At 66.6% G+C, this 18,680-nt stretch carries 25 protein-coding genes; 8 read left to right on the forward strand and 17 right to left on the reverse strand.

What is annotated here, in order from left to right:
• Nucleotides 1-20: 20 nt before the first annotated feature.
• The 17 genes from exsD to popN all read right to left on the reverse strand — a co-directional run bounded on the left by exsD (nucleotide 21) and on the right by popN (nucleotide 11,834).
• Entirely contained in the window at nucleotides 21-851 is an 831-nt protein-coding gene (gene exsD / locus ACM0M4_RS17890) for a T3SS regulon anti-activator ExsD (RefSeq protein WP_003124833.1), read from the reverse strand.
• A gap of 97 nt (nucleotides 852-948) precedes the next feature.
• The gene (exsA, locus tag ACM0M4_RS17895; protein ID WP_003120334.1) at nucleotides 949-1,785 is read right to left on the reverse strand and encodes a T3SS regulon transcriptional activator ExsA; all 837 of its coding nucleotides are present in this window, start codon (nucleotides 1,783-1,785) and stop codon (nucleotides 949-951) included.
• A gap of 297 nt (nucleotides 1,786-2,082) precedes the next feature.
• Entirely contained in the window at nucleotides 2,083-2,496 is a 414-nt protein-coding gene (gene exsB / locus ACM0M4_RS17900; RefSeq protein WP_016253569.1) for a YscW family type III secretion system pilotin ExsB, read from the reverse strand.
• A gap of 8 nt (nucleotides 2,497-2,504) precedes the next feature.
• Nucleotides 2,505-2,750: a T3SS regulon translocated regulator ExsE gene (gene exsE / locus ACM0M4_RS17905; RefSeq protein WP_003100766.1), complete on the reverse strand. Its 246-nt coding sequence runs from the start codon at nucleotides 2,748-2,750 to the stop codon at nucleotides 2,505-2,507.
• Nucleotides 2,751-2,758: 8 nt separating this feature from the next.
• Nucleotides 2,759-3,196, reverse strand: a complete 438-nt coding sequence (gene exsC, locus ACM0M4_RS17910) for a type III secretion system regulatory chaperone ExsC (RefSeq protein ID WP_009876222.1) — start codon at nucleotides 3,194-3,196, stop codon at nucleotides 2,759-2,761.
• Between the two features lie 125 nt (nucleotides 3,197-3,321).
• Nucleotides 3,322-4,209, reverse strand: a complete 888-nt coding sequence (popD, locus tag ACM0M4_RS17915; RefSeq protein WP_003100771.1) for a type III secretion system translocon subunit PopD — start codon at nucleotides 4,207-4,209, stop codon at nucleotides 3,322-3,324.
• Between the two features lie 11 nt (nucleotides 4,210-4,220).
• Nucleotides 4,221-5,393 carry a type III secretion system translocon subunit PopB gene (popB, locus tag ACM0M4_RS17920; protein WP_023910221.1) on the reverse strand — a complete coding sequence of 391 codons (1,173 nt, stop codon included), beginning with the start codon at nucleotides 5,391-5,393 and terminating at the stop codon, nucleotides 4,221-4,223.
• Nucleotides 5,374-5,880 carry a SycD/LcrH family type III secretion system chaperone PcrH gene (gene pcrH, locus ACM0M4_RS17925; protein WP_003100779.1) on the reverse strand — a complete coding sequence of 169 codons (507 nt, stop codon included), beginning with the start codon at nucleotides 5,878-5,880 and terminating at the stop codon, nucleotides 5,374-5,376. Before pcrH ends, popB begins: the two co-directional genes overlap by 20 nt.
• A gap of 8 nt (nucleotides 5,881-5,888) precedes the next feature.
• On the reverse strand, nucleotides 5,889-6,773 hold the full coding sequence (pcrV, locus tag ACM0M4_RS17930; RefSeq protein ID WP_003109502.1) for a type III secretion system needle tip protein PcrV: 885 nt from the start codon (nucleotides 6,771-6,773) through the stop codon (nucleotides 5,889-5,891).
• 9 nt (nucleotides 6,774-6,782) lie between these two features.
• On the reverse strand, nucleotides 6,783-7,079 hold the full coding sequence (gene pcrG, locus ACM0M4_RS17935; protein ID WP_003100790.1) for an LcrG family type III secretion system chaperone PcrG: 297 nt from the start codon (nucleotides 7,077-7,079) through the stop codon (nucleotides 6,783-6,785).
• 27 nt (nucleotides 7,080-7,106) lie between these two features.
• Nucleotides 7,107-7,541, reverse strand: coding sequence for an LcrR family type III secretion system chaperone PcrR (gene pcrR / locus ACM0M4_RS17940; protein ID WP_023114221.1), 435 nt, complete (start codon nucleotides 7,539-7,541; stop codon nucleotides 7,107-7,109).
• Entirely contained in the window at nucleotides 7,538-9,658 is a 2,121-nt protein-coding gene (pcrD, locus tag ACM0M4_RS17945) for a SctV family type III secretion system export apparatus subunit PcrD (protein WP_003100792.1), read from the reverse strand. The genes pcrR and pcrD overlap by 4 nt, the downstream gene beginning before the upstream one ends.
• Nucleotides 9,655-9,984 (reverse strand): type III secretion system chaperone PscY, encoded by a 330-nt coding sequence (gene pscY / locus ACM0M4_RS17950; RefSeq protein WP_003087695.1) that lies wholly within the window; start codon nucleotides 9,982-9,984, stop codon nucleotides 9,655-9,657. The genes pcrD and pscY overlap by 4 nt, the downstream gene beginning before the upstream one ends.
• Nucleotides 9,985-9,988: 4 nt before the next feature.
• Nucleotides 9,989-10,354 (reverse strand): type III secretion system protein PscX, encoded by a 366-nt coding sequence (gene pscX, locus ACM0M4_RS17955; protein ID WP_003100794.1) that lies wholly within the window; start codon nucleotides 10,352-10,354, stop codon nucleotides 9,989-9,991.
• Nucleotides 10,351-10,722 carry a type III secretion chaperone SycN gene (sycN, locus tag ACM0M4_RS17960; RefSeq protein WP_023090639.1) on the reverse strand — a complete coding sequence of 124 codons (372 nt, stop codon included), beginning with the start codon at nucleotides 10,720-10,722 and terminating at the stop codon, nucleotides 10,351-10,353. The genes pscX and sycN overlap by 4 nt, the downstream gene beginning before the upstream one ends.
• Nucleotides 10,709-10,987, reverse strand: a complete 279-nt coding sequence (pcr1, locus tag ACM0M4_RS17965; RefSeq protein WP_003087693.1) for an Acr1 family type III secretion system gatekeeper subunit Pcr1 — start codon at nucleotides 10,985-10,987, stop codon at nucleotides 10,709-10,711. The genes sycN and pcr1 overlap by 14 nt, the downstream gene beginning before the upstream one ends.
• Nucleotides 10,968-11,834, reverse strand: coding sequence for a SctW family type III secretion system gatekeeper subunit PopN (popN, locus tag ACM0M4_RS17970; protein WP_003087692.1), 867 nt, complete (start codon nucleotides 11,832-11,834; stop codon nucleotides 10,968-10,970). The genes pcr1 and popN overlap by 20 nt, the downstream gene beginning before the upstream one ends.
• Before the next feature lie 190 nt (nucleotides 11,835-12,024).
• Between popN and pscN the strand changes: the two genes are divergently transcribed.
• From pscN to pscU, 8 genes are read left to right on the forward strand one after another with little or no spacing between them, the layout of a single operon-like run.
• Entirely contained in the window at nucleotides 12,025-13,347 is a 1,323-nt protein-coding gene (gene pscN / locus ACM0M4_RS17975) for a SctN family type III secretion system ATPase PscN (protein ID WP_003120341.1), read from the forward strand.
• Nucleotides 13,344-13,820, forward strand: a complete 477-nt coding sequence (pscO, locus tag ACM0M4_RS17980) for a type III secretion system central stalk protein PscO (protein WP_003109497.1) — start codon at nucleotides 13,344-13,346, stop codon at nucleotides 13,818-13,820. Before pscN ends, pscO begins: the two co-directional genes overlap by 4 nt.
• Nucleotides 13,808-14,914, forward strand: a complete 1,107-nt coding sequence (gene pscP / locus ACM0M4_RS17985; protein ID WP_077446889.1) for a type III secretion system needle length determinant PscP — start codon at nucleotides 13,808-13,810, stop codon at nucleotides 14,912-14,914. Before pscO ends, pscP begins: the two co-directional genes overlap by 13 nt.
• Complete coding sequence (gene pscQ / locus ACM0M4_RS17990; protein WP_003120343.1) at nucleotides 14,911-15,840, forward strand: SctQ family type III secretion system cytoplasmic ring protein PscQ; 930 nt, start codon at nucleotides 14,911-14,913, stop codon at nucleotides 15,838-15,840. The genes pscP and pscQ overlap by 4 nt, the downstream gene beginning before the upstream one ends.
• Complete coding sequence (gene pscR / locus ACM0M4_RS17995; protein ID WP_003087674.1) at nucleotides 15,837-16,490, forward strand: SctR family type III secretion system export apparatus subunit PscR; 654 nt, start codon at nucleotides 15,837-15,839, stop codon at nucleotides 16,488-16,490. The genes pscQ and pscR overlap by 4 nt, the downstream gene beginning before the upstream one ends.
• 2 nt (nucleotides 16,491-16,492) lie before the next feature.
• Nucleotides 16,493-16,759, forward strand: a complete 267-nt coding sequence (pscS, locus tag ACM0M4_RS18000) for a SctS family type III secretion system export apparatus subunit PscS (protein ID WP_003087672.1) — start codon at nucleotides 16,493-16,495, stop codon at nucleotides 16,757-16,759.
• Nucleotides 16,756-17,544 (forward strand): SctT family type III secretion system export apparatus subunit PscT, encoded by a 789-nt coding sequence (gene pscT, locus ACM0M4_RS18005; RefSeq protein ID WP_003114621.1) that lies wholly within the window; start codon nucleotides 16,756-16,758, stop codon nucleotides 17,542-17,544. The genes pscS and pscT overlap by 4 nt, the downstream gene beginning before the upstream one ends.
• Nucleotides 17,541-18,590, forward strand: a complete 1,050-nt coding sequence (gene pscU, locus ACM0M4_RS18010; RefSeq protein WP_003103203.1) for a SctU family type III secretion system export apparatus subunit PscU — start codon at nucleotides 17,541-17,543, stop codon at nucleotides 18,588-18,590. The genes pscT and pscU overlap by 4 nt, the downstream gene beginning before the upstream one ends.
• Nucleotides 18,591-18,680: the final 90 nt, after the last annotated feature.

An 18,680-nucleotide genomic window follows, 5' to 3' on the forward strand; every position in this document is an offset into this window, starting at 1 on the left:
GGCCGGCTTTCGCCGGCCGCTCAGCTCTGCCAGTAGAAGTGATCCTGTGCCTGGCACAGGTTGCGTTCGTGCAGCCAGGCCTGGACGGCGTCCGCCGCGCCGACGTCGTCGTCCAGCCGGCAGAGAGGTTGCCAGAGGCATTCGAGGACCTCGGGGATCGGCTCGAAGCCGGCCAGCCCGCCGCTGGCGAGCAGCGTCGCCATGCCCCGCTGCCAGTTCGGCCAGGCGCTCTTCGCCAGTGCCGAAGCCGTCTCCAGCTTGCCGGCCAGTTCGGCCACCTGTTCCTGGGTGCGCGCCTGGCACTTGGCGACCCTGGCCAGTTCCTCGCGGGCCTGCTCCGGCTCCAGCTCGGCCACGCGGGACCAGAATTCGGACTTGACTCGCAGTTGCCGGGACTGGGTCTCCAGCTCCACCAGCGACAGGCGCCAGCCGGGGATCGCCTGGTCGAGCAGGCTTTCCCACCAGCCATAGACCGGCAGCAGGACCCAATCGATCATCGACTGCGGCACGGCGAGGTTGACCCGGTCGCCCAGTTCGGCGCACCAGCCGTCGTCGTCCTGCGCCGCGCAGAGGAGAATCTGCCGCACCTCTTCGCGCCCCAGCGCCAGGCCGCGCGCCAGGCGCTGCTGCAACCACTCGCAGCGGAACAGTTGCTCCAGCCGCAGGCGCGGCAGCATCCGCTGCAGCAACGCCAGTTGCCGCGCACTGATGATTCCGGACTCACGATACAAACTGCTCGATGCGTAACCCGGCACCCGACCCCGCGAGCGGGCGTCCGAGCCCACCACGGATACCCGCCTGCCAGCGAACACCGCTTCTCGGGAGTATTGCTTATCGTCTTCCTGCTCCATTCTCTGCCTTGGCTTCCTCACTACATTGCGCGCTCGTCAGAGCCTGCAATTTGGGCCGATTCTACTCATGCAGCCGCTACCGGGCTTTCAAAAAACGTCAGTTATTTTTAGCCCGGCATTCGTCCTTCCCCTGCCGCGAGCGGCTCGGTGTGCAGCCGAAACGGCGGCGATAGCTCTGGGTGAAATAGGACTGACTGGAAAAGCCCGCCTCCATGGCGATATCGACGATGCTCATGTCGCTGTTGAGCAGCAACTGATGGGCATAGAGGATTCTCCGCTCGCTGATCCAGGCGCGCGGCGAAACCCCATAGACACTGCCGAACAGCTCCTTGAAGGTGGTCAGCCCCATGCCGAACTCGCGGGAGAAGTCGGACAGCTTCCACTCGTTGAGGTAGTGCTTCTCCATGAATAGCTGCAGACGCTCGACATGCCGGTTGCTCAGTTGCCGCAGGACCGACATCAGCAGCGGCCCCTGCGGACTGAACGCGAAGAGCATCAGCAACTCCTCGATCTTCAGGCAGGCGAGCATCGGCGGATGCTCATGCACAAGCAATTCCTTCAACCCCTTGACGCAACCGGCCAGCAGAGGCGTGGCAGCGAACGCGATGATGCCCGGCACGGGCTCGTCGCAACGCTCGACTTCACTCAACAGCGCGCCGAAGCGCTGGACGAAGCCTTGTAGAAACTGGGCAGATAATGGAATCCAGAGTATTCGGCTGTCCTTTCCCTTGGTACTTACGACATAGCTTCCGCGGCGGACGAAAAGCAACTCGCCAGGCGCCAGGCAAAAAGTGGAATCGATGTCCTGGACGGTCAGTTCGCCCTCGAGCAGAACATATACGCCCTCTTCCTTGTTTACCCTGTATTCGAAAGTTGGAATGTTCCAATGACAAGACGTTATCTGCTTTCGGCCAAGAGATTTGGCTCCTTGCATATTATAAGAACCCCAACACTTCCCGTCGTACCTTGAATGCCCCGCCTAGCGGAGAGGCATGAATACGCTCCGTTTTATTGATTTTCAAAGCCATGAGCACGGAGTCGATTTTATAATAATCAGGATTATCCGACGTGCGCTGATTCGCAGAGCGAGTCGGCTTCCGCCAATTAATCCAGCCTTCTTTAGAAGCGGAACAAAAGTACCAGCTTTATTATTCGAGGCCTTCCCTGAAAACGAACGAGACTTGCACTTCTTTAATCTCCATACGCACTTTCCGAAACAGCAGGCAATGTATCAATCGTTGCCAGATCTTTCTTCCGGGCGAGCGGCCGTACAATTCGGAAAACAGTCGCGCCGAACCAGCCGGACCCGCTCATCGACGCCCGCCGCCACCTGTTGCCAGGCGCTCGCCTGGACCGCCGCGACGCCCACCCAGGAAAGCTCGGTACGCAGGTACAATGCCTCGCCCTCCAACCTGTCGACCTCCAGATCGAAGGCATAGCGCAACGGCAACCCGGACACCCAGTAGCGCCGCTCGGCAATCGTTTGCATCCTTCCCTGAACGACGGCATACAGGCGCAGCCTGAGTTGCGCCTGGCGCGCCTGCAGGGAAACGCCGCCCACCGAACCACCCACCGTCACCTTCGGCGACATCGGCGCGGGCTGGCTGACGCAACCGCCGAGCAGCAACGCCAGCGGCAACAGCATCCAGCACCTCACCTGCGCCGGACCGTGCGCGCCTCCAGCGGCGTGCCGTCACCGTCGGCGAGACGCTGCAAGGCCTGCTCACTACGCGGATCGCCAGCCACGTTGCGCGCCAGCCAGCGCGCCAGCCCGGCCACGCTGGAACGGTCCTCGCCGCGAACGGCCGCGCGGGTCACCGAACGCCCCTCGAAATGCCCCACCGCCTCAGCTCCAGCGTCTTGGGACGGCTGCACCGGCGAAATCGATTCGATTTTCATGGGGCCGCTCAAACCCTCATGCCGACCGCAGCGACCGCCTCGCGATCACTGTCGCACGGCAGCAGGCGCTGCCAGAACTCGGCGTGATCGAGCAGGTTGGCCAAGGTCGCCTCAAAGCATTCGAGGGTCAGTTGCGCTGCGAGAATCTGCGCATACAACTGGACCTTGCCGGTCAGCTCGTCGAAGCCGAAATGCAGATCGAAACGGTGCCAATGGCGGTTGAAGCTGGCGAGCTGGCGAAAGATCCCCTCGCCCAGCACATCGATGCCCACCACATCGGCCTCCAGCAACAGACGCTCGCGCTCGGCGAGCAGCAACAGGGTGACGCCCACCTGTTCGTCGAACAGGAGGCTCGCCATGCCCTCCTCGTCGAGGGACAGGGAAGGCAAACCGATACGGCCTGCGAACTCGGCAAGCAGTCGGTTGACCTTGCTCGTTAAATCCATGGGGGCGCCTCCTAAAGCTCAGCGCATGCTAGCACCGGGCTATGCATCGCTTTTGTCACTGAGAGACTTTTCTTTTAAGAAAAAAGCCACATCGCTGTGGCCTTTTCCTCCCGCGCGGAGACGGCTCAGACCACTCCGGCCGCCGCACGCCAGGCCTGGTTATGGCTCTGGGTGTACTGCTGGATGAGCTGCAGGACGTCCTTCATGAAGCCGGCATCGAAGCTCATCTGGTCCTCGACCTTCTGCTTCTGGCTCTGCCCGATGGTGGCGTTGACCTCTCCTTCCCGGGCGCTCGCCTGCGATTCGCCCTGGCGCACCTGGACCGAGGCGTTGGCCATCTGGACGAAGGACTGGATCACCGTGTTGGCCACCTGTAGGGCGCCGTTGCGGCTCTCGAAGGCACGGCCCGCCGCACGCAACGCCACACTGTCCTGCACCTGGTCCGCCGCCCAGACCTTGCCGACGATCTTGCGATCCTCGTCGGAGGTCTTGCCAAGCGCCTGCATCTTCGCGTCGATCAGTTCGTTGCGCCCATCGATGTTCTTCTGCAGGGTCTTCTCCTGGCTGATGGCCTTGCCGTTCTTCAACGCGCCGAGACTGCCGACCACTGCCGAGGCCAACGCGCCGACGCCGGCGATCACCGCCATGGCGATCATCAGCGTGGCGCCGCTGCGCATCTCGTCCACCTGCGCCTTCTGCGCATGGATGATCGCCTGGTTCTCGTTGTCGCGCTGGAGCACGCCCAGCTCGCGCGCCTTCTGCGCGATGCGGAAGAGAATCAGCAGAAGCTCGACGCTGCTGTCCAACTCGCTGCCGGCCGCTTCCATGCGCACCGGGTCGAGCGCCTGGCGCGGAGCGTTCAGCTCGACCCGGTCGGCCCGCGTGGCCGGCGCCTGCGCCAGTTCCGCAGCCGCTTGCGGCGTGCCGACGGAACGCCCGGCAGCGCCGGGAGCGATCGGCTCGGAGGGGATCGCGGCCTGGGTAGCCGCCAGGGAATATTGCGTATCGATCATGTGACGCCTCCTCAGATCGCTGCCGGTCGGCTGGACAGGTTGTGCAGGGTTTCACCCTTGGCCTGGAGCATGGCGAAGATCCGCTCCATGATTTCCTGGAATGCTTCCAGCATGCGGCTCAGCTCTTCCTTCAGGCGCTCGATCACGCCCTGCAGGGTGGTCAGGTCGGCACGCGATTCCTGCACGTCGGCCTGGCGGTTCGCGGCCTTCGCCTGGAATCCCGAATGAGTGGCCTGGGCCGCGCCGTTGGCGACGTCCAGGGTCAGGTCGGAAACCTGCACGCCGAGTTTCAGCGAGTGCGACAGCGATTGGCCGGCCAAACTGCCGAACTTGCCGCCCAGGTCGGCGACCTTGCTCGCCAGGCTGGCGGTCATCTCGGCCGCCTTGCCGCCGATCTTCGCGCCCAGCTTGGCCAGCCCGCCGACCGCTGAGCCGCCGAAGCTGACCACCGCCGCCAGCAGCGCGACGGCGATCTCGATACCCATCAGTGCCGGGCCGAGCTTTTCCATCACTTCCTTGCTGATCAATCCGTCCGCGGCTGCCTGCTGTACCGACTGGGAGACCACTCCCATGACACCGCCCGCGATCATCAGTGCACCCGCGGCCGCGCCGACGCCGGTTGCCACCATGATTGCGCCGACGATGATCGAAGCTATTGCACTGATCCAACCAAAGATTTTGGCTGCCAGACCGGACTTCTGGGCTTCTTTCGCGGCTTCTTCCGATTCCCTGATCTTCTGCTGGTTGTCCTCCATCTTCTGCAGGTTCTGCTTTCGCGCCTGCTCGATTTCGGTCAGCTTGAGTTTCTTCTGCTGGTTCTCGACTTCGCCGGTGATTTTCGCCAGCTCGATCTCGAACGCCTGCGGCGACATCAGGCCGGTGGACAACAGCGTCGAAGCGCCGGCCAGCACAACCTGCCGCGCCAGTCCGGCATCCTCGCCCACTGCTTGCACCAGGCTGGCGATCTCCGCACGATTGGCGACCTCCAGGCGCTGCTGGCTGGCTGCGGACGGCGGCGTCAGCGCCACCCCCGTGCCGCTCGCGGAAGCCGCGGCCGGCGCCGCCAGGCGCTCCACCCGCAGACTCTCGACATCCCTCGCGACCGGCCTGCCGAGCGCCGGGATATCCCCGGCGTCGGCCACCCCGTAGGGCAGTCCGGCGCGTTCAAGCGTTATCGGATTCATATGCTCGATCCTTTCTCGCGGTTACGGCTTCCAACATGGCGCCGGCACGCGCGGCCAGGGCCTCGTGCGCCGGCTGTGCCGCGGCCAGGGCCCGGGCCGAGTAGAAGCCACTCTCGGCTCCGTCGAGATCACCCAGTTGCAGGTGGCACTCGGCGGCATGGAAGGGAAAGCGCGGCTCGTTGATGTCCATCAGCGCGCCGTAGCTGTAGCTCTGCAGGGCCTGTTCATAGAGACCGAGGGACTGGCGGCAGGCGCCCAGGCCGAGAAAGTAGCGGGCGTCGTAGTGGTCGAGCATGCACAGTGCCTGGAAGATCTTCTGCGCGTCGTCCCACTTGCCCGCCTGGTACTGGTTGAAGCCCAGCGCATAGAGCTGCTCCAGGGTGTCCTCGCTGAGTCCGCGAAGCATCGCCAGGGTGCCGCCGTCGCGCAGGAAGGCCTCCAGCGCCTGTTGCTGGTCGGTGTCGGAAGGGGTCGCTTGCTGGTTCATGGATACCTCTAGATCGCGCTGAGAATGTCGCGCAGGACGCTGTCGTATTTCTGGATGAAGCGGTTGAGCGCCTCGACCGCCGAGTTGTAGCGGGAGCTGGTGTCGTTGAGCAGGGTGGTCTTCTCGTTGACCTTGTCGTTCAGCGGACGCGAGCGGTCGCTCACCGTGGTGGCGAAATTGCCGACCGGGTTGTTGTCCTTCTCGAAGGGGTACTCATCCTTGAGGCCCTTGAGTTCCCCGCTCTGCTTCGGCGAGCCGCTGAGAAAATCCTTGATCGACAGCTTGCCGCTGAAGGTATCCAGATTGCTCAGCAGCGCATACTCGGGGCTGTCCTTCCACCTGGGATCGCCGACGGCATAGCCATAGAGCGTGGGGTCGACCAGATCGATACCGCCAGCGTCGATCCTGATGCCCTGCTTGGCCGACAGCGCGGCGTTGATCTGCGACTGGATCACGCTGTAGACCTTCAACTCCGCGGTCAGCGCCTTGAGCTCGTCGAGCAGCGCCTTGCGCTTGCCGTCCTGGGTCTGCAGGACATCCTTGTAGACACCGATGACATCCTCGTCGAGACGGCCGTGCAGGCTGAAATAGGCCGACACCAGGAACTCGCGCAGATCCCACTGCGCACCGGGCTGCCGACGTGCCTGCAGGACTTCGCGGAGTACCTCGAGGCCCTGCCCCGGAGGCGCGGACGGATTGGCCGCGAGCAACCAGGCGAGCGCCTTGAGCACTTGCGCCTCGCTCAGCGGCTGGCCGGCGTGGGCCAGCACGATCCGCTCGCTGCGCAACAAGGCCAGCAGTTCCTCCTGCTCGGCACTGGCAGGCGCCGCCGGCGCGGCCAGGAGTTCGTCCAGGAACAGCTCGCGAGCGGCATTAAAGTTTCTGACTTCCATCGTGATTCCTCAGATCAACAAGCCACGCATCGGCGTCGGACGCCGCGGCCGGGTACCCTGCTCGCCCTGCGTCGGCTGAGAACTGCGCATGCGCCGCAGTTCGGCCAGCAGCTCCTCTTCGGCGGCTCGCGCCAGCTCTCGCTCCGGCGCCTGGAACAGCAGCTCGCCGGCGTCCGCGGCAAGCCCCAGGCCTTGCCACATTTCCGCCAGCAGGCGGCCGCGTTCCTCGCTGTCGCGAATCGCCAGTTCGGCGGCCTGGACGGTCGCCCGCAGGGTGTCTTCGGTGTATTCGTTCATGTCGCCCATGGTAGGGATCGACGTTGCCGGAGCCTGTCAGGCACGGTCGGGTTTTTGTCGTTTTCGCAGGCTTCGCTGCGTCACCACCCGCCCGGCCTCCAGCTCGAACCAGCCGTCGGCGGGCTCGGCGGCGCCGGTCCAGCGGCGATAGAAGCGCGCCATGCGCTCGCCAGGCAGTGGGCTGCCGGCCAGCGCCAGGACCTTGCCGTAGAGACGCTGGCGCGGCCCCAGCGTATCGAGCGTGGCCTCCGCCAGCAGGTACAGCGCGGCGAATGGATTGGCCAATCCGCTGCGCGCCTGCCGCCGACGCAACATCACGATCCAGACCCGCTCGCCGTCGCAGCGCCAGGCCAGTTCGCAGCCATAGGCCAGGACCTGCCAGCCGAGCGCGATCGAGGTGTCGCGCAGGCAATGCGGACGCACCGCCAGGCCGCGGGCGAGAAACCAGGGAATCAGCGGATCGGCGCTCACAACACGATCCTGCCAAGCGGCTGGATGTTGATCTGCTGGGTCAGCTCCTGGTAGGACAGCACCGGCAGCCCGGCATAGTCGCTCTCCACCAACTTGCGCACGTAGCGGCGGATATCCATGGAAACGATCAGCACCGGCCGGTTCTGCATCTGCGCGAGATCGCCGACGGTCTGCCGCACGCGCTCGAGGAAGGCCTGGGTTATCGCCGGGTCGAGGGCCAGGTAGCTGCCGGCGCTGGTCTGGCGGATGCCACCGCGGATCTGCTCCTCCACCGCCTGGTCCAGCAGATAGGCGGGAAGGATATTGTTGCCGCTGGAGTACTTGTAGCAGATGTAGCGCTTGAGGCTGCTGCGGATGTACTCGGTGAGCTGCACCACGTCCTTCTCCTTCTGCCCCCACTCCACCATCGCCTCGAGGATCGCCCGCATGTTGCGGATCGAGATGTCCTCGCCGACCAGGCGCTGGAGAATCTCGGTCATCCGCTGCAGGGGAACGATCCGCTGCGCCTCCTTCACCAGCTCGCCGTAACCCTGCTCCATCTGCTCCAGCAGGTAGCGCGTCTCCTGGATGCCGATGAAATCCTCGGCGTACTCCCGCAGCACATGGGACAGGTGCCAGGTGAGCACCTGCTCCAGGCCCAGGCAGGCACAGCCGGAACGCTCCAGGCGATCCTGATGCGCCTGCTCCACCCAGCTCGCCTCTTCTCCCGGCACCTGCAGCTCTGCCGGCTCGTGGGGGACCGCGAGCAGTTCCAGCTGCGCGGCGCGTTCGCGCACCAGCAACCAGCCCGGCCGCAGGCATCCGCGCGCGACCGGGACCTCCTGTAGCTGCACCAGGTATTCGCCATCGCCCATCGCTTCGTTGAAGCGCAAGTGGATACCCGGGAACGGCACGCCGAAATCCAGGTACAGCGCGCGTCGTACCCGCACCAGCTCCTCGTTCAGCGACATCGCCTCGAGACGTTCCTGGAGGCTGGCATCGACGTCGATCAGCAACGGCACGGTGAGGGCGAATTCTTCCTGCTCGGCGAGACGCCCGGCCTTCGGCTTGCCGCCGCCAGCCTTGCCACGCGCCTTGGCCGATGGCGCTCCGGCGCCCTGCGCGAGCAGCGCCGGCAGGTCGCGGGAACCGGCGCTGGCCTGGGCCCGCTGGCGCCAGAGCATGAAGTAGCCGCCGCCGCCGACCAGCAGCGCGAGAGCCAGGAAGGTCAGGGTCGGGAAACCGGGAATCAGGCCGAACAGCACCAGCAACAGGCCGCCGATCAGCAGCGCCTTGGGCTGCGCCACCACCTGTTCGCCGATGTCGCTGCCGAGGTCCGCCGATTCGTCGGAAGACACCCGGGTGACGATGATCCCGGCGGTGATGGCGATCAGCAACGCCGGCACCTGCGAGACCATGCCATCGCCGACGGTCAGCACCGCGTACAGTTGCAGCGCGTCGGCGGTGCTCAGGCCCTTCTGCGTGACGCCGATGGCGATGCCGCCGAGGATGTTGACGACGATGATGATCAGCCCGGCGATGGCGTCGCCCTTGACGAACTTCATCGCGCCGTCCATGGAGCCGAACATCTGGCTTTCCTTTTCGATCACCGCGCGCCGCGCCCGCGCCTCGTTGACATCGATCACGCCAGCACGCATGTCGCCGTCGATGCTCATCTGCTTGCCCGGCATGGCATCCAGGGAAAAGCGCGCGCTGACCTCGGCGACCCGCTCGGCACCCTTGGTGATCACCAGGAACTGCACGATGGTGATGATCAGGAAGATGATGATGCCCACCACCAGGTTGCCGCCGACCACGAAGCTGCCGAAGGTGTTGACGATCTGCCCCGCGTCGGCCTGCAGCAGGATCATCCGTGTGGTGCTCACCGACAGCGCCAGGCGGAACAGCGTGGTGATCAGCAGCACCGCCGGGAACACCGAGAACTGCAACGGCGAGCCGATGTACACCGACATCATCAGCAGGACCACGGAGATGGTGATGTTGACGGCGATGAGGATGTCCAGCAGCAGCGGTGGCAGCGGCAGCACCATCATGAACACCACCGCCAGCAGCAACACCACCAGCAGGATGTCCTTGCGCTCGCCGACCCGGCCGAGAAGCCCGCTCAGGTCGTTCATTCCCGCGCCTCCAGCTCCAGCGCCCGGGCGTGCGCGGCACGCGCCGCGTCGAGACGCCCGGCGAGCTGTTCGGCACGGCTCAGGCAAAGCCACAGACCGGGCTCCTCCTCGCCATCCTCCTGCAACTGCCGGCACAGGCGCACGGCGGGCTCGCCGAGGCCTTGCTGGAGCAACGCCAGGAGCAAGGCGCGGCGCCCGTCGCGGCGCTCCGGCGCAACGCTCAGCAAGGCCTCCAGCAACACCTGGGCGCGTCGCGGCTGGCCGCATTGCAGGTGCAGCCAGCCCAGCATCAGCAACAGGCGCTGTTGCGTCGGTTTCAACGTCATCGATTCATACCTTGTGCAACAGGTTCAGGGCCATTTGCAGCAGTCGCTCGTCTTCGTCGCGCTCGCCGAGCAGGCAGGCCGCAGCCTGCAGGGCTGGCTGGCGGGGCAGCGTGAGGGCCAGGCGGAGATCGCGCAGCGCCTGGCGGAAGTCGCCGGGGCGCAGCAGGCCGTGGAACTCCAGCTGGGGCCGGGCGTAGTCGAACAGGCGCTGTTGCGCCTGCTGCGCGGGATACAGGCTGGCGACGTGGGTCTCCACCGGCCGGCCGTCGGGCGCCAGCAGATGGCGCTCCGGCAGGGGCGGCGCGAACGGCTCGGCATGCGCCAGGTCGAGTCGTTCGATGCCGATGTGCCAGGCACCGACCCGGCTCATGCGGCGAGCACTTCGCTGCGCGCCGAGTGCAGCGCCTGCAAGGCCTGGTGCAGCGTCGGGATGCCGACCTGCCGGGCTTCCAGGGTGATGCACAGCAGCAGGCGCGATTCGCCGCTCCAGGCGCAACGCAGCGGCAGGCTCCCGGCCGCGCGCGCATGGCACAGGCGCAACGCCCGCAGGGTGCCGCGATAGGCCTGGTGCCAGGCCAGGTCACAGGCCAGCCAGAGCGACAACTGTTCGCCATGGCGTTCCAGCTGCAAGGTGCCGCTGTCCTCGAAATCCAGTTGCACCACGCGCGCCAGCGGCGCCGGTACGCTCACCCGCAGGTCCTGGCAGAACTGCGCGACGGCCAGCTCAACCCAGTCCATGCTGCTGCTCCTCTTCGCGCTCGATCGCCAGGTCGAGTGCCATCTGGCAGGCATTCAAAAGATTCTGGCGCTGCTCGTCGTCGCCGAACACTTCGACCGGCAACAGGCGGTAGAGACGCTTCAGTTCGCGGAAGAAATGGATCTGCCGGGCGACGTCGGCCAGCGGCAACGGCTCGAGCAACGCCTGCACCTCGGCGACGCCGACCCAGCGCTTCTCGAGCAAGGCGATGACTGCGCCGGTCAATTCAGAAGGCCCGTATGCCATGGCCCCGCTCCCCCGTCACCAGCACCTGCCAGAGCGCCCCCACCTGCTCCGCCAGGCCGCCGAGCACGCGCAGCTTGTGCATGTCGCTCATGACCCGCTCCAGCTTCACCGGATCGAGCCGGCTCGACTGACTGTCCAGGTCGGCGCTCAGGGCTTTCTGCAGGAAGGCCACGACCCGCTCCAGCGGCGTCGCGGCGAAGCGCGCCTGGATGTCCTGCCAGGCCGCCGACAGGCCCCGGTAGTCGAGTACCGCGTCACGGTAGGTATCGCGCAGCGCCTGGATATCGCCGACACCGGCGGCGGAAGCCTCGGCGGCCAGCGGCTCGATGCGCAGGCCGAGTTCGATCTCCAGGCCCTGCTCGTCGGCCATCCGCAGCAACGCCTGGTCGACCAGCGCCAGCATCGCCCGCGCCTCCGGCCGCCCGGCCAGGACGTCGCGCGCCCGCGACAGCGCCAGGAAGCGCTGGCTGATCTCGCTGGAGAAGCCCTCCAGGTAAGCGCTGAGCTGCGCCAGGCTGCTCAGTTGACCGCTGCCCAGGTGGGCGATCAGCGCCTCGAGCTTCTGCTGGCTTTCCAGGTCCGGAATGCGCTTCCAGTACTCCTGCAGCATGGCCTGGACTTCGCTCAGGCGCGCATGGGCGTCGCTCAGGCGGCGCTTGGCCAGGGATTTCTCGGCGCGCTCGGAAAAGGCGAAGGTCAGCTCTTCCGCGGCATCGGCCAGCGACTGCGAAACGGAGACGTAGTGGACGCGCTCGCCCTGGAAGCTGCCGCCGGCCTGCTGCGCGGGGGCGTTGGCCGCTTCCCGCGGCGCGAGGGGCGCGGCGGAGGAACTCTGGAGGATGTCCATCGTGGCTGTGGCTCCTGGTCTGCAAAGGCGGCGCAGTATAGGAACCGGCCCGGTGCCGCCGATGCCAATATCGGCCGGTTTTTTTTAGCCGCGGCGGCAACCGATTTCTAAAAACTCCCGGCTGGCACTGAAATTCGTCGCGCGAGGCTTTCTCTATAGTGCGCGCCGACTCCAGCCGAACCGATCCGCCATGCCCGCGCCTCTCTCTCCTCTCATCGTCCGGATGCGCCACGCCATCGAAGGCTGCCGGCCGATCCAGATCCGCGGGCGGGTCACCCAGGTCACCGGAACCCTGCTCAAGGCCGTGGTGCCCGGCGTGCGCATCGGCGAACTCTGCCAGTTGCGCAATCCCGACCAGAGCCTGGCGCTACTCGCCGAGGTCATCGGCTTCCAGCAGCACCAGGCGCTGCTCACCCCGCTCGGCGAGATGCTCGGGGTTTCCTCCAACACCGAAGTCAGCCCTACCGGCGGCATGCATCGCGTGGCGGTTGGCGAGCACCTGCTCGGGCAGGTGCTCGACGGCCTCGGCCGCCCCTTCGACGGCAGCCCGCCGGCCGAGCCGGCGGCCTGGTATCCGGTCTACCGGGATGCCCCGCAACCGATGAGCCGGCGCCTGATAGAGCGGCCGCTATCGCTGGGTGTGCGCGCCATCGACGGCCTGCTGACCTGCGGCGAAGGCCAGCGCATGGGCATCTTCGCTGCCGCCGGCGGCGGCAAGAGCACCCTGCTGGCCAGCCTGGTGCGCAATGCCGAGGTGGATGTGACGGTACTCGCCCTGGTCGGCGAACGCGGTCGCGAAGTCCGCGAGTTCATCGAAAGCGACCTCGGCGAACAGGGGCTGCGCCGCTCGGTGCTGGTGGTCGCCACTTCCGACCGACCGGCGATGGAGCGCGCCAAGGCCGGTTTCGTCGCCACCAGCATCGCCGAGTATTTCCGCGACCAGGGACGCCGCGTCCTGCTGCTGATGGACTCGCTGACCCGCTTCGCCAGGGCCCAGCGCGAAATCGGCCTGGCGGCCGGTGAACCGCCCACCCGCCGCGGCTATCCGCCATCGGTGTTCGCCGCGCTGCCACGCTTGATGGAGCGTGCCGGGCAATCCGAGCGGGGCTCGATCACCGCGCTCTACACCGTGCTGGTGGAAGGCGACGACATGAGCGAGCCGGTGGCCGACGAGACCCGCTCGATTCTCGACGGGCACATCGTGCTGTCGCGCAAGCTGGCCGCCGCCAACCACTATCCGGCCATCGACGTGCTGCACTCGGTGAGCCGGGTCATGAACCAGATCGTCGACGACGATCAGCGCCATGCGGCCGGACGCTTGCGCGAATGGCTGGCGAAGTACGAGGAAGTCGAGTTGCTGCTGAAGATCGGCGAATACCAGAAAGGCCAGGACAGCGAAGCCGACCAGGCCATCGAGAAGATCGCGGCGATCCGCCAGTGGCTGCGCCAGGGTACCCACGAAACCAGCGATTACGCACAGGCCTGCGCGCAGTTGCGGAGCCTCTGCGCATGAGCCTGGCGCTGCTGTTGCGCGTCCGACGCCTGCGCCTGGACCGGGCCGAGCGCGCCCAGGGCCGCCAATTGCTACGGGTTCGCGCCGCGGCGCAGGAACACACCGAGCGCCAGGCGGCGCAACGGGACTACCGCGACTGGCGACTGGCCGAAGAGCAACGGCTGTTTCTCGCCTGCCAGGCGGCCATGCTCGACCGCCGGCGCCTGGAAGCCTGGCAGCAGCAGGTAGGACTGCTGCGGGAAAAGGAAGCCGGCCTGGAACAGGACTGCGCCGAGACCGCGCAGCGCCTCGAAGGGGAGCGCGAGCGCCTGCGGCAGTGCCGGCGAGAACTGCTGGAACGCCAGCGGCAACTGGAGAAGTTCGCCGAACTGGAGCGCCACGTCGACGCCGAGCGCCAGGGGCTGCGCGAACGCAGCGAGGAAGGCGAACTGGAAGAATTCACCCGCCACGAGACCTGGCCATGCTCAAGCTGAACGCCGTGGATACGGCTCCGCTCGTGTCGTCCGACACCCCTGCCCCCCTTCCGCCGCTGCGCGCGCAGCAGATCGCCTTCGAACAGGCCCTGCCCGCGCACCGACCGCCGGCGCCCAGGCCACCGTTCGACAAGGGCGACGAAACGACAGAGGCCGAAGAGCCCGCCGCGACAGCCGACGCGCCGACCTCGACGCCTCTCGCCGACCAGCCCGCGGCGCCTGCCGCCGACCGGCCGCCGACCACTCGGCAAGCCCCCGTGCCAGTTGCCGCGGACGCAACGCCAACGCCAACGCCAACGCCAACGCCAACGCCAACGCCAACGCCAACGCCAACAGTGTCGCCGTCCGGATCGGTAGCACGGCAAGCGCCGGCGGTCTCCGCGCGCGTCGCGGCGTCCACGCAAGCCCGGGAGCCGGCCAGCGTTTCGGCGCCTCCGGTCGACGAACCGCCGCTGGTGCCGGTGTCCTCCCACCCGCAAATCGCAGGTCGGACGCATGAGCGGCCACAGCCCGGCCCCGGCTTCCCGGCGAAAACCGCAGCCGAGGTCGCGTCCACGGCGCAGGCCAGTGTCCAGGCTTCGCCGCCCGCGCCGACAGCGGGCGGCGAAGGCCGCGGAGAGGAGCGTCGGCAACCCGGAGAAACCGATCCATCCGCACTGCCCCCCGACGACCAAGCGCCTGTGCCACTGCCTGCCATGCAAACCCCCGGCGACCGCCTGCTGGCACGCCTGCTGGCATCGAGCGGGAGCCGGCCACTGCCGCTGGCCGATCTCGCGCGCCTGCTCGATGCCGTGCAGGGGCGCATCCAGGTCGCCAGCGCAGCCGAAAGCCATGCGGCGCGCCTGCAGGTGCGACTGCCCCAGCTCGGCGCCGTGGAGGTGCAGGTCCTGCATGGCCATGGCCAGTTGCAGGTCGAGATCAGTGCCAGCCCCGGCAGCCTGGCGTTTCTCCAGCAAGCCCGTGGCGAGTTGCTCGAACGCCTGCAACGGCTGCATCCGGAACAACCGGTGCAACTCACCTTCAACCAGCAGCAGGACAGCGGCCAGCGCTCGCGGCAACGTCGCTACCTGCATGAAGAGTGGCAAGCCGAATGAACGGTACGGACCTCGACCTGCCGCTCGCCAGCCGCGCCGAACTGGATCTCCAGCGACGTCTCGCGCGTTGCCGTCGCCACTATGCCGGCAACGCTTTGCAAGCGCGCCTGGACATCGCCCAGGCCGCCCCCGACGTCGATCTCGAACTGAGCCTGGCGTGGGACGGCCTGCCCCTGCGCTTTCTCTGCCAGGCTCCGGCGCTCGCCCACTGGCTCGCGCCGAACCTGCAGGAGGCAGCCTTCGCCAGCCTGCCGGCGGCCCTGCAACTGGCCTTGCTGGAGCGCGAAGGCAACGTCTTTCCCGGCCTGGTCTGGTACGGCCTGAGCCCGGCGCAACCACGCGCTGCGATGGGCCTGCGTTTGAGCCTGGAACGCGACGACCAGCGCCTGGCGCTCTGGCTCGACGGCGATCCCGCGACGCTGCTGGCACGCCTGCCGCCGCGCCCCTCGGCGCAACGCCTGGCCATACCGCTGCGCCTGTCGCTGCAATGGCCCGGCCTGCCGCTGGACGCCAGCGAGCTGCGCACCCTGGAGCCCGGCGACCTGTTGCTGCTGCCTGCCGGTCATCGCCCCGACGCAGCGCTGCTGGGGGTTCTCGAAGGACGCCCCTGGGCGCGCTGCCAACTCCACTCCACGCAACTGGAACTGCTCGACATGCACGACACCCCCTCCCTCGCCGACGGCGAGGACCTGCACGAACTCGACCAACTGCCGATCCCGGTCAGCTTCGAGGTCGGCCGCCGCACCCTGGACCTGCATACCCTCTCCACCCTGCAGCCAGGCTCGCTGCTCGATCTCGACAGTGCCCTGGACGGCGAAGTGCGCATCCTCGCCAACCAGCGCTGCCTCGGTATCGGCGAACTGGTCAGGCTCCAGGATCGGCTCGGGGTGCGCGTAACCCGCCTGTTCGGACACGACGAAGCATGATCCAATTGCCCGACGAGCTCGGCCTGATCCTCGGCCTGGCCCTGCTCGCGCTGGTCCCGTTCATCGCGGTGATGGCGACCTCCTTCATCAAGATGACCGTGGTCTTCTCGCTGCTGCGCAACGCCCTGGGCGTCCAGCAGATTCCGCCGAACATGGCGATGTACGGGCTGGCGATCATCCTCAGCCTGTACGTGATGGCACCGGTCGGCTTCGCCACCCGCGACTACCTGCGCAACCACGACGTCAGCCTGAGCGACTCGGCATCGGTGGAACGCTTTCTCGACGAGGGCATGGCGCCCTACCGGAACTTCCTCAAGCGGCAGATCCAGGAGCGCGAACACACCTTCTTCATGGAAAGCACCCGCCAGGTCTGGCCCAGCGAATACGCCGAGCGGCTCGACCCGGACAGCCTGCTGATCCTGCTGCCGGCCTTCACAGTCAGCGAACTGACCCGTGCCTTCGAGATCGGCTTCCTGATCTACCTGCCCTTCATCGCCATCGACCTGATCATCTCCAACATCCTCCTGGCGATGGGCATGATGATGGTGTCGCCGATGACCATTTCCCTGCCGTTCAAGCTGCTCCTGTTCGTCCTCCTCGACGGCTGGGCGCGGCTGACCCACGGCCTGGTCATCAGCTACGGAGGCTGACCATGAGCAGCGCCGACATCCTCCACTTCACCAACCAGACCCTGTGGCTGGTGCTGGTCCTGTCGCTGCCGCCGGTACTGGTCGCGGCCCTGATCGGCACCCTGGTATCGCTGGTCCAGGCGCTCACCCAGATCCAGGAGCAGACCCTCGGCTTCGTCGCCAAGCTGGTGGCCGTGGTGGTGGTACTGTTCGCCACCAGCGGCTGGCTGGGCGGCGAGCTGTACCGTTTCGCCGAAATGACCCTGCTGAAGGTGCCGCTGGTGCGATGAGCGTCCAGGACCTGCAGCAACTGCTGCTGACCTACAGCCTGCTGCTGCCGCGGATCATCAGTTGCTTCGTGGTCCTGCCGGTGCTGGCTAAGCAGACCCTGGGCGGCGGCCTGGTGCGCAACGGCGTGGCCTGTTCGCTGGCGCTGTTCGCCTACCCGATCGTCGCCGGCAGCCTGCCGCCGGCCCTCGGCGCGCTGGACATCGCCCTGCTGATCGGCAAGGAAGTGCTGCTCGGCCTGCTCATCGGCTTCGTCGCCACCATTCCCTTCTGGGCCATGGAAGCGACCGGCTTCATCATCGACAACCAGCGTGGCGCGGCACTCGCCTCGACCTTCAACCCCAGCCTGGGCAGCCAGACCAGCCCCACCGGGCTGTTGCTGACGCAGACGCTGATCACCCTGTTCTTCTCCGGCGGCGCCTTCCTCGCGCTGGTCGGCTCGCTGTTCAGGAGCTATGCCAGTTGGCCGGTGAGCAGTTTCTTCCCGCAGCTCGGCAGCCAATGGGTGGCATTCTTCTACGCGCAATTCTCGCAGATGCTGATGCTCTGCGCGCTGTTCGCCGCGCCGCTGCTGATCGCCATGTTCCTCGCCGAGTTCGGCCTGGCGCTGGTCAGCCGCTTCGCCCCGTCGCTGAACGTGTTCATCCTCGCCATGCCGATCAAGAGCCTGGTGGCCAGCCTGCTGCTGGTGCTCTACCTGGGCATCCTCATGGAGCACGCCTACGATGCCCTGCTGCTCGCCGTCGACCCGCTGCGCCTGCTGCGTCCCGTGCTGGAGACGCCATGAGCGCCGAGAAGACCGAGCAGCCCACGGCGAAGAAGCTGCGCGACGCCCGCCGGCAAGGCCAGGTGGTGAAGAGCAAGGAAATTGTCTCCAGCGCGTTGATCCTGTCGCTGGTGGCGCTGCTGATGGGCTTTTCCGACTACTACCTGGAGCATCTCGGCAAGCTGCTCCTGCTGCCCGCCGAGTACATCGACCTGCCGTTTCGCCAGGCGCTGGAGACCATCCTGGAGAACCTTCTCCAGGAGCTCCTCTACCTGCTGGCGCCGGTCCTGCTGGTCGCGGCGCTGGTGGTGGTGCTCAGCCATGTCGGCCAGTACGGTTTCCTGCTCAGCCTCGACAGCGTCAAACCGGACCTGAAGAAGATCAACCCGGTGGAGGGCGCGAAGAAGATCTTCTCGATCCGGAGCCTGGTGGAGTTCCTCAAGTCGACCCTGAAGGTCGCCCTGCTCTCCCTGCTGGTCTGGTTGACCTTGCAGGGCAACCTGGCCAGCCTCCTGCGGATTCCCGCCTGCGGGCTGGACTGCGTGGCACCGGTGAGCGGGCTGATGCTCAGGCAACTGATGCTGGTCTGCGCGGTCGGCTTCCTGGCGATTGCCGTCGCCGACTACGCCTTCGAACGCCACCAGCACTACAAGCAGTTGCGCATGAGCAAGGACGAGGTGAAGCGCGAGTACAAGGAGATGGAGGGCAGTCCGGAGATCAAGAGCAAGCGCCGGCAATTCCATCAGGAACTGCAATCGAGCAACCTGCGCGCGGATGTCCGGCGCTCCTCGGTGATCGTCGCCAACCCGACCCACGTCGCCATCGGCATACGCTATCGACGCGGCGAAACGCCCCTGCCGCTGGTCACCCTGAAGCACACCGACGCCCTGGCCCTGCGGGTCCGGCGCATCGCCGAGGAAGAAGGAATCCCGGTGCTGCAACGAATTCCGCTGGCACGGGCGCTGCTGCGCGACGGCAATGTCGACCAGTACATACCGGCGGACCTGATCCAGGCCACCGCCGAAGTCCTGCGCTGGCTGGAAAGCCAGCAGACGGATACGCCCTGATCGCTATCGGGCAGGGCGGCCGCCGCGGCACCGGCGACGCAAGACGCTGCGACCTGGCGCCGAAAAAAAGGGGCCCGAAGGCCCCTTTCA

This window comes from Pseudomonas sp. 18-147 (assembly GCF_051048045.1).
GTDB classification, from domain to species: Bacteria; Pseudomonadota; Gammaproteobacteria; order Pseudomonadales; family Pseudomonadaceae; genus Pseudomonas; species Pseudomonas aeruginosa.

Excerpts from the sequence above, each read along its gene's own strand:
- exsD (WP_003124833.1), bottom strand. The coding sequence starts at position 851 with ATGGAGCAGGAAGACGATAAGCAATACTCCCGAGAAGCGGTGTTCGCT.
- exsA (WP_003120334.1), bottom strand. The coding sequence starts at position 1,785 with ATGCAAGGAGCCAAATCTCTTGGCCGAAAGCAGATAACGTCTTGTCAT.
- exsB (WP_016253569.1), bottom strand. The coding sequence starts at position 2,496 with ATGCTGTTGCCGCTGGCGTTGCTGCTCGGCGGTTGCGTCAGCCAGCCC.
- exsE (WP_003100766.1), bottom strand. The coding sequence starts at position 2,750 with ATGAAAATCGAATCGATTTCGCCGGTGCAGCCGTCCCAAGACGCTGGA.
- exsC (WP_009876222.1), bottom strand. The coding sequence starts at position 3,196 with ATGGATTTAACGAGCAAGGTCAACCGACTGCTTGCCGAGTTCGCAGGC.
- popD (WP_003100771.1), bottom strand. The coding sequence starts at position 4,209 with ATGATCGATACGCAATATTCCCTGGCGGCTACCCAGGCCGCGATCCCC.
- popB (WP_023910221.1), bottom strand. The coding sequence starts at position 5,393 with ATGAATCCGATAACGCTTGAACGCGCCGGACTGCCCTACGGGGTGGCC.
- pcrH (WP_003100779.1), bottom strand. The coding sequence starts at position 5,880 with ATGAACCAGCAAGCGACCCCTTCCGACACCGACCAGCAACAGGCGCTG.
- pcrV (WP_003109502.1), bottom strand. The coding sequence starts at position 6,773 with ATGGAAGTCAGAAACTTTAATGCCGCTCGCGAGCTGTTCCTGGACGAA.
- pcrG (WP_003100790.1), bottom strand. The coding sequence starts at position 7,079 with ATGGGCGACATGAACGAATACACCGAAGACACCCTGCGGGCGACCGTC.
- pcrD (WP_003100792.1), bottom strand. The coding sequence starts at position 9,658 with ATGAACGACCTGAGCGGGCTTCTCGGCCGGGTCGGCGAGCGCAAGGAC.
- pscY (WP_003087695.1), bottom strand. The coding sequence starts at position 9,984 with ATGACGTTGAAACCGACGCAACAGCGCCTGTTGCTGATGCTGGGCTGG.
- pscX (WP_003100794.1), bottom strand. The coding sequence starts at position 10,354 with ATGAGCCGGGTCGGTGCCTGGCACATCGGCATCGAACGACTCGACCTG.
- sycN (WP_023090639.1), bottom strand. The coding sequence starts at position 10,722 with ATGGACTGGGTTGAGCTGGCCGTCGCGCAGTTCTGCCAGGACCTGCGG.
- pcr1 (WP_003087693.1), bottom strand. The coding sequence starts at position 10,987 with ATGGCATACGGGCCTTCTGAATTGACCGGCGCAGTCATCGCCTTGCTC.
- popN (WP_003087692.1), bottom strand. The coding sequence starts at position 11,834 with ATGGACATCCTCCAGAGTTCCTCCGCCGCGCCCCTCGCGCCGCGGGAA.
- pscN (WP_003120341.1), top strand. The coding sequence starts at position 12,025 with ATGCCCGCGCCTCTCTCTCCTCTCATCGTCCGGATGCGCCACGCCATC.
- pscO (WP_003109497.1), top strand. The coding sequence starts at position 13,344 with ATGAGCCTGGCGCTGCTGTTGCGCGTCCGACGCCTGCGCCTGGACCGG.
- pscP (WP_077446889.1), top strand. The coding sequence starts at position 13,808 with ATGCTCAAGCTGAACGCCGTGGATACGGCTCCGCTCGTGTCGTCCGAC.
- pscQ (WP_003120343.1), top strand. The coding sequence starts at position 14,911 with ATGAACGGTACGGACCTCGACCTGCCGCTCGCCAGCCGCGCCGAACTG.
- pscR (WP_003087674.1), top strand. The coding sequence starts at position 15,837 with ATGATCCAATTGCCCGACGAGCTCGGCCTGATCCTCGGCCTGGCCCTG.
- pscS (WP_003087672.1), top strand. The coding sequence starts at position 16,493 with ATGAGCAGCGCCGACATCCTCCACTTCACCAACCAGACCCTGTGGCTG.
- pscT (WP_003114621.1), top strand. The coding sequence starts at position 16,756 with ATGAGCGTCCAGGACCTGCAGCAACTGCTGCTGACCTACAGCCTGCTG.
- pscU (WP_003103203.1), top strand. The coding sequence starts at position 17,541 with ATGAGCGCCGAGAAGACCGAGCAGCCCACGGCGAAGAAGCTGCGCGAC.